Source organism: Rhodococcus rhodnii NBRC 100604, from assembly GCF_001894925.1.
In the GTDB taxonomy this organism is placed as follows: Bacteria; Actinomycetota; Actinomycetes; order Mycobacteriales; family Mycobacteriaceae; genus Rhodococcus_F; species Rhodococcus_F rhodnii.
The window spans coordinates 1-4,631 of record NZ_BCXD01000058.1; the positions used below are offsets into that span (position 1 = coordinate 1).

Genomic DNA, 4,631 nt, shown 5'->3' on the forward strand with positions numbered 1-4,631 from the left:
GTTACGCAACAGATCGGCCGAGTTCGACAGGTGCTCCTCACCGAAGCCAAGCTTGTCGGGCCGCAATCGGCGCCGTGCACTATCGGCGAAATCGGACATCTCAATCGCGTGGTCTTCGCAGTCGTTGATGAACTGCCGCATGATTTCCGGATCGAGTTCGAGTCGGTTGTCGCTGGCAATCGCAGCGACGACCTGATCGACCGGTCCACCGGTGAAAGGTGGCGCGTCATCGTTCACCGGATCACTCATGCCCATCCTCCTCGAACCGACTCGACACGAGCCTCGCGGAACGTCTCGATGCCCTGGGTCATCATCCGGTCACACCACTTCCCGACCTGTTCTCCGCGAGCGGATTTCGCGGCGTTCTCGTCACGTGAGGTGATGACATACCTGCCGTCGCCGGCGATGTCGAACCACCGCAGCCACGCGACCTCGGAGTCGGCGTACCGCGGTCCCGTTGCCACGCGGATCGTGCCCGCTCCGGCATAGCCTGCCCGCACCGCCGCCTCGAACCTCGATGCCCGCGCAGGAGCCGCCACATCCTGCAGGATGCGACCGGAGAAGTAGTCGGGTTCGGGCTCGTCGTTGCGGGCGAAAACCCTTGTCCCCGGCGCGTTCGGCGGAAGCAGGGCAGCGATCGCCGTCCCCATCGCGGAACCGGGGATGAGACGCAATCGAATCTCGCCGCCGAGGTCGTCGCGCGCACCCGGGAACTGCACTGCCACGGCACCGAACTGCTGATTGCGCGCACCGAGCACCCTGATCCGTGATCCGGACGCGTCGATCCCGGACACCTCGACGAACACTTCCGGCGTCGCGAGCACGCGAATCACATCACGCACACCGTCACCCGCCTCACCGGCGAAGTGCGCGCGGATCTGCTGCTGGAGGCGCTCGTGCTCGTCGAGCGTCGGTGCCGAGACACCGAGGTGGAGCGGATAGGGCGACTCGTCGAGTCCCGTCTCGCTCCACAGTGCGGCGAACTGATCGCTCCGAATCTGACACTCGCGCATCATGATCCGATCACCGGCGGGCTGACCGGTGGCATACCGCCGATCAATTCGTTCCCGTTCTGCACCGTCACCAGGTAACCGGGGGTCTTGTGTTCCGCATCGTCGGAGCCGCCGCCACGACCGGCACCCGCGCCGCCCATCATTCCGCCGCCCATCATCGCTCCGCGAGCACCCGCACCGGCAACGCCGGGACGAGCACCGCCGGCAGCCCCGGCCGCACCTGCCCCCGGTCCTGCGGGAGTCGGTCCGGCGCCGACCAGCCCGCCACCGACCGCGCCACCCGCATGACCACCGCCACCGAGACCGCCGAGCCCAGCGCCGCCGCCGAGCCCTCCGCCACCACCGACGGACGAGCGCAGGCCGTCTGCACCGGCACCGCTTCCAACGCCGAGAGACGAGCCTGCCGACGCCGCGGTCGTCGCGGCAGGGGCGTCGCCGACGCCGGGAAGCCCCGACCCGCCGTTCTCGCCGCCGCTCGTTGTGGCCATGGCGTCCGCTGCGGAGGCGCCGTCCAATGCAGCCGCGTCGGCCGGGCCGAAGGAACCGGGCGGGACCGCAGCCATGCCGCCACCGCCACCGCCACCGCTGCCACCGCCGCCGAAGCCGCCTCCGGACCCGCTGCCGGGCAGTCCGCCGCCGGGCCCGCCGGCCTCGGGGTGATGGACCGTCGACCGCAACTCGTCGAACACCGGGATCGACTCGTCGACGGTACGCACTGCGGGCGGATAGTGACGACGCATCAGATCGAACGCGATGTCACGACGTCGGTAATGCTCGCGGTCCATGTTCGACTGCCAGGGCGTGATCTTGTCGTACCAGCCGAGCGGCTGGACCTCGGGCATCTCGGCGCGCAGCCGGGTCACCGCCGAGGCCACCACCTCGAGTGGTGCCGCGACCGACGACACCGACTCCTGGAGTGCGGGCGCCGACTGCCGGTAGGACTCGATGTTCGCGAGAGCGGCATCCGCGGCGCTGCCCTGCCATCCCTCGCCGATGCGCCGGATCGCTCGCTGGGCTAAGTCCTCGATACTCGCTGCCGCCTCGGCACCCAGCTTCGCCCAGCGCTCCGACAGCGCTGACACGGCCGCCACGTCCATCGACTGGACGGCGTCGAACAGCTGCTGATGGTCGAACTGTTCGCCGAAACTCACCAGATCGCTGACATAGCGTTCTTCCGCGCTCATGCGTCCCCCTCGTCATGCGTCCCCGTGCCCTCGCATCCTAGAGGTAGGCGATGCGAGGGGCGCGACGCGTCAGGCCCAGCCGAGTTCTGCGACGGCCTTCGAGATCGCGGGTTCTGCTCGGTCGCACCAGGTTTCGTCCTCGGTGGCCGGGTTGGCCTCGGCGGTGGGCGCGTCCGGCGTCGCGAGGAAGATCAACGTCTTGTCCTCGTCCGGTGCCGGGACGTAGACGGTGCAGAAATCTGCGACCGACGCATCCGCATACGCTGCGATGCCGCCGAGGTCGATCTTCGTCTCGGGCTTGAACTTGCTCGCTTCGGTCTTGCTGTTCTGCAGCGTCACCGTGACGACGGTCGCGCCGTCGCCGTCCCACGCGCAGCTCGTCGAGATCTTGTCACTGCCGGCCATAGGCTCGGCCTCGGGCTTCGACGAGAAGATCGCCAGCTCCTCGGGCCCGATCAACGCACACGGATCGGAGGTCGTCGCAGCGAGCGAACCCGTCGCCTCGGTGGCGGGGGCATCGGCGGTTTCGGCGTCCGAGTTGCTGCACCCGGCGGCCACAGCCGCCACTGCTGCCAGCGACAACACCGACACACACGCGGAACGCGCACGCTTGCTCAAAGACCGACTCCTTCCGGAAGGCTCACAGGGCGCTCGAACGGTAGCCCACCTGGCACGCGCCAGCACGACGAGGGGGCGAACGTCACGGTGGGGCGCGTCACCGATTCGCTTGGTATCGTCCACTGGCGCAATCGGAGGGGGAGATCGATGGTCGATCAGCGGACGGAACAACTGCGAGCTCAGAACGACGTTCTCGAGCGGCAGGTGGGGGACATGCTCGCGAAGCTCGAACAGCAGCAGCGAGATCTCGAAGAGGGGCAGCGAATCGTCTCGCAGCTCCGCGTGTGGGGTGAATCCGACGACCGCATGGTCAAGGTGCAGGTGGACGCGGTCGGTGCGGTACTCGACGTCGTAGTCGCACCCGAGGCGCTGCGCCGCTCGACGCCCGAACTGCTGGGCGCGGCGATGAAGCAGGCAGCACATCGCGCCAGCGCATCGGCCCGTGTGCAGGCACAGGAGGCGATGGCGCCCGTGCTGGCCGCGAACGAGCAGATGCCCGACCTGCCCGACCTCGTGCCCGGTGCACCGAGCCTGCACGACCTGTTCACAGGCCTCGACCTGCCCGAGCCTGCAGCGCCGGGACCGGCGCCCCGGCCCGCCCAGGACGACGACGAAGACGACGGCTGGGGCCGGTCCTCGTCGTTCATGGAAGACCCGCGCCGATGAGCGAGCCGATGTATATCGACCCGGCACAGTTGCGCGCCGTCGCGCCGCGGTTCGATGCGATCGCGGATCGAGCGGTGGCGGCATTGCGAAGCCTCGAGGGTGCCCTCACCGCAGAGGGTGAGTTCTGGGGCAACGACGAGACCGGTCACAACTTCACTCAGATGTACGTGGGCCGAGCCGAGAAGTGCGCCACCGATGCCGCAGCGGCGCCGGCTCTCTTCGAGGAAATTGCCTACAAACTGCGCTTCGTCGCCGATACGACAGAGCAGACGGACGAGGGCTTCGGGTCGAGCTTGAATGGCGTCTTCTGATGGGCATCGAGATCCCGGGCTACCTTCGTCCCGTCGCGGAGTTCTGCGCATCACAGGAATGGCCTGAGGCCGACGAAACAGCCATGGAGCGCGCTGCCGCAGCATGGCGAGCGAACGCGAATGCTCTCAGCGAGATGCTCGATGATGCACGGGCCCAGATCAAGGCCGCGCGAACCGGACTTGGTGGGGCCGTCGACACCGCTGTCGAAGAGCGTTGGGCCCGGCTCGAAGACGCTCTGGAGTCGGCTGCACAGCTGAGTTTCGAACTCGCAGTGGACACCGACGGTTCGGCAGAGGGCGTACGTAACGCAAAGCTCCGCATCATCCAGGCGCTGATCATTCTTGCGGCTCAGCTCGCTGGGTTGGCAGCGTGGATGTTCCTGTCTGCCGGCCTCGCCAGTCCTGCGGCGATCGCCGCGCAAGCCGCGACCCGCGCAGTCGTTCAGATGATCATGCGCTGGCTTCAAGCCGAGTTGCTGAAGCGGGTTGTCGCGGGCGCTGTCGAAGGTGCCAGCTCGGGCATCTTGGATGCAGTTGCGAGGGAAGGTGCCCTGCAGGTTCTGGAAATGAACAATGGCAAGCGCAGCGACGTCGACTTCGGGAACCTGTTCGAAGCAGCCGGCCAAGGCGCCTTCAAGGGAGCCCTCGAAGGCGGTGCGGGCAGTCTCGTACCCGGCAGTTCGAACAAGCTCCGCGACTCCGTGCAGGACCGCCTGTTCGGTGAGGTGTTCAACGTCGTCCAGGAACACACCGTCGGAAAGCCGAGAGCCGAGAGTGAGCTCGCCGAGGAAATCGACGAGGCAGCCGGTGTCAATCACGCTGGCACCGCGGCACTCACT

Annotated in this window: 6 protein-coding genes and 1 pseudogene; 3 read left to right on the top strand and 4 right to left on the bottom strand. The window is 67.6% G+C overall.

Annotated elements, in window-relative coordinates:
* The 4 genes and pseudogenes from RR1_RS21360 to RR1_RS22505 all read right to left on the bottom strand — a co-directional run.
* Window positions 1–249, bottom strand: a pseudogene (locus RR1_RS21360) (hypothetical protein); the annotation flags it as partial.
* Entirely contained in the window at window positions 246–1,016 is a 771-nt protein-coding gene (locus RR1_RS21365) for an ESX secretion-associated protein EspG (RefSeq protein ID WP_010836624.1), read from the bottom strand. The gene RR1_RS21365 and the pseudogene RR1_RS21360, both read right to left, overlap by 4 nt.
* Window positions 1,013–2,197 (bottom strand): WXG100 family type VII secretion target, encoded by a 1,185-nt coding sequence (locus RR1_RS23010; RefSeq protein WP_010836625.1) that lies wholly within the window; start codon window positions 2,195–2,197, stop codon window positions 1,013–1,015. Before RR1_RS23010 ends, RR1_RS21365 begins: the two co-directional genes overlap by 4 nt.
* Before the next feature lie 69 nt (window positions 2,198–2,266).
* The gene (locus RR1_RS22505) at window positions 2,267–2,815 is read right to left on the bottom strand and encodes a DUF3558 family protein (protein ID WP_169847080.1); all 549 of its coding nucleotides are present in this window, start codon (window positions 2,813–2,815) and stop codon (window positions 2,267–2,269) included.
* A gap of 147 nt (window positions 2,816–2,962) precedes the next feature.
* Here RR1_RS22505 and RR1_RS22200 point away from each other — a divergent pair, with 147 nt between their 5' ends.
* From RR1_RS22200 to RR1_RS21390, 3 genes are all read left to right on the top strand, one after another.
* The gene (locus tag RR1_RS22200; RefSeq protein WP_010836627.1) at window positions 2,963–3,481 is read left to right on the top strand and encodes a YbaB/EbfC family nucleoid-associated protein; all 519 of its coding nucleotides are present in this window, start codon (window positions 2,963–2,965) and stop codon (window positions 3,479–3,481) included.
* Entirely contained in the window at window positions 3,478–3,792 is a 315-nt protein-coding gene (locus RR1_RS21385; protein ID WP_010836628.1) for a type VII secretion target, read from the top strand. Before RR1_RS22200 ends, RR1_RS21385 begins: the two co-directional genes overlap by 4 nt.
* On the top strand, window positions 3,792–4,631 hold an 840-nt coding region (locus RR1_RS21390), incomplete at its 3' end, for a WXG100-like domain-containing protein (RefSeq protein ID WP_072713754.1). The genes RR1_RS21385 and RR1_RS21390, both read left to right, overlap by 1 nt.

Bases quoted from the DNA above. Each gene is read 5' to 3' on its own strand.
- RR1_RS22200 (WP_010836627.1), top strand. From the start codon at position 2,963: ATGGTCGATCAGCGGACGGAACAACTGCGAGCTCAGAACGACGTTCTC.
- RR1_RS23010 (WP_010836625.1), bottom strand. From the start codon at position 2,197: ATGAGCGCGGAAGAACGCTATGTCAGCGATCTGGTGAGTTTCGGCGAA.
- RR1_RS21365 (WP_010836624.1), bottom strand. From the start codon at position 1,016: ATGATGCGCGAGTGTCAGATTCGGAGCGATCAGTTCGCCGCACTGTGG.
- RR1_RS21385 (WP_010836628.1), top strand. From the start codon at position 3,478: ATGAGCGAGCCGATGTATATCGACCCGGCACAGTTGCGCGCCGTCGCG.